The organism is Bacillus haikouensis (assembly GCF_013179555.1).
Classification (GTDB): Bacteria; Bacillota; Bacilli; order Bacillales; family Bacillaceae_B; genus Rossellomorea; species Rossellomorea haikouensis_A.
Genome location: NZ_JABMCR010000535.1, coordinates 1 through 1,323, shown reverse-complemented (window position 1 = coordinate 1,323; position 1,323 = coordinate 1). Strand labels below are relative to the sequence as shown.

9 tRNA genes and 1 rRNA gene are annotated in these 1,323 nt (G+C 48.5%); all 10 read right to left on the bottom strand.

Annotated elements, in window-relative coordinates:
* Positions 1–219: 219 nt before the first annotated feature.
* Positions 220–295: transfer RNA gene (locus tag HP456_RS24065), tRNA-Ala, on the bottom strand.
* 7 nt (positions 296–302) lie between these two features.
* Positions 303–379, bottom strand: a tRNA-Pro gene (locus tag HP456_RS24060).
* Between the two features lie 5 nt (positions 380–384).
* A tRNA-Arg gene (locus HP456_RS24055) sits at positions 385–461 on the bottom strand.
* A 73-nt stretch (positions 462–534) separates the two neighbouring features.
* Positions 535–623 (bottom strand) — tRNA-Leu (locus HP456_RS24050).
* 10 nt (positions 624–633) lie between these two features.
* A tRNA-Gly gene (locus HP456_RS24045) sits at positions 634–708 on the bottom strand.
* A gap of 7 nt (positions 709–715) precedes the next feature.
* A tRNA-Leu gene (locus HP456_RS24040) sits at positions 716–800 on the bottom strand.
* Positions 801–836: 36 nt separating this feature from the next.
* Positions 837–912: transfer RNA gene (locus HP456_RS24035), tRNA-Lys, on the bottom strand.
* An 18-nt stretch (positions 913–930) separates the two neighbouring features.
* Positions 931–1,006: transfer RNA gene (locus tag HP456_RS24030), tRNA-Thr, on the bottom strand.
* Between the two features lie 93 nt (positions 1,007–1,099).
* A tRNA-Val gene (locus HP456_RS24025) sits at positions 1,100–1,175 on the bottom strand.
* 12 nt (positions 1,176–1,187) lie between these two features.
* Positions 1,188–1,304, bottom strand: a 5S ribosomal RNA gene (gene rrf, locus HP456_RS24020).
* Between the last annotated feature and the right edge of the window lie 19 nt (positions 1,305–1,323).

Genomic DNA, 1,323 nt, shown 5'->3' with positions numbered 1-1,323 from the left:
AATCTAGAATTAACGTTGACGTATTGTCTTGTTTTGTTCAGTTTTCAAGGTTCAATTTGTTTAGTGCTTCGTTCGAAGCGACCCTTTAAATATTACAGCATCGACACCGTGGTGTCAATAACTTTTTCAAAAAAAGTTTTTTCATTCGCGCAACTTATGAATTCCATACGTTCGCTGCGCTTTGCAATAGGTAAGTTACCTTGCTGAAGCAAAAAACTTTGGTGGAGCCTAGCGGGATCGAACCGCTGACCTCCTGCGTGCAAAGCAGGCGCTCTCCCAGCTGAGCTAAGGCCCCGAATAAGTGGTCGGGAAGACAGGATTCGAACCTGCGACCCCTTGGTCCCAAACCAAGTGCTCTACCAAGCTGAGCTACTTCCCGAAATATGGCGCGCCCGAGAGGAGTCGAACCCCTAACCTTTTGATCCGTAGTCAAACGCTCTATCCAATTGAGCTACGGGCGCAGATTATTTAGTTAAAGACAATTTTCCTGCTTTCGCAAATTACGGAAAGATATTTTGCAAACGAAAAAATCTTTGGTGCCGAGGACCGGAATCGAACCGGTACGGTAGTCACCTACCGCAGGATTTTAAGTCCTGTGCGTCTGCCAGTTCCGCCACCCCGGCAAAAACTTTCTGGAGCGGAAGACGGGATTCGAACCCGCGACCCCCACCTTGGCAAGGTGGTGTTCTACCACTGAACTACTTCCGCATATAAGTGGTGCGGGTGAAGGGACTTGAACCCCCACGCCTTGCGGCGCCAGATCCTAAGTCTGGTGCGTCTGCCAATTCCGCCACACCCGCATGAAAATAGTAGATTTTGCCTTTTGCAAAAATCTATGGTGAGCCATGAAGGACTCGAACCTTCGACCCTCTGATTAAAAGTCAGATGCTCTACCAACTGAGCTAATGGCTCATATAACAATGAGTAAAATGGTGCCGGCAAGAGGACTTGAACCCCCAACCTACTGATTACAAGTCAGTTGCTCTACCAGTTGAGCTACACCGGCATAAAAAAGATGTTTTCCGTGCTCCTCTCTGGATAAGCGTCGGAAAATCATTTGAAAGATCATTTACTCCATTTACACTTTATGAAAAAGTTATGGTGGAGGATGACGGGATCGAACCGCCGACCCTCTGCTTGTAAGGCAGATGCTCTCCCAGCTGAGCTAATCCTCCGAAATATGTATCGCCTGGCGGCGTCCTACTCTCACAGGGGGAGAGCCCCCAACTACCATCGGCGCTGAAGAGCTTAACTTCCGTGTTCGGCATGGGAACGGGTGTGACCTCTTCGCCATAGTCACCAGACGAATATTTAATTGAAGGG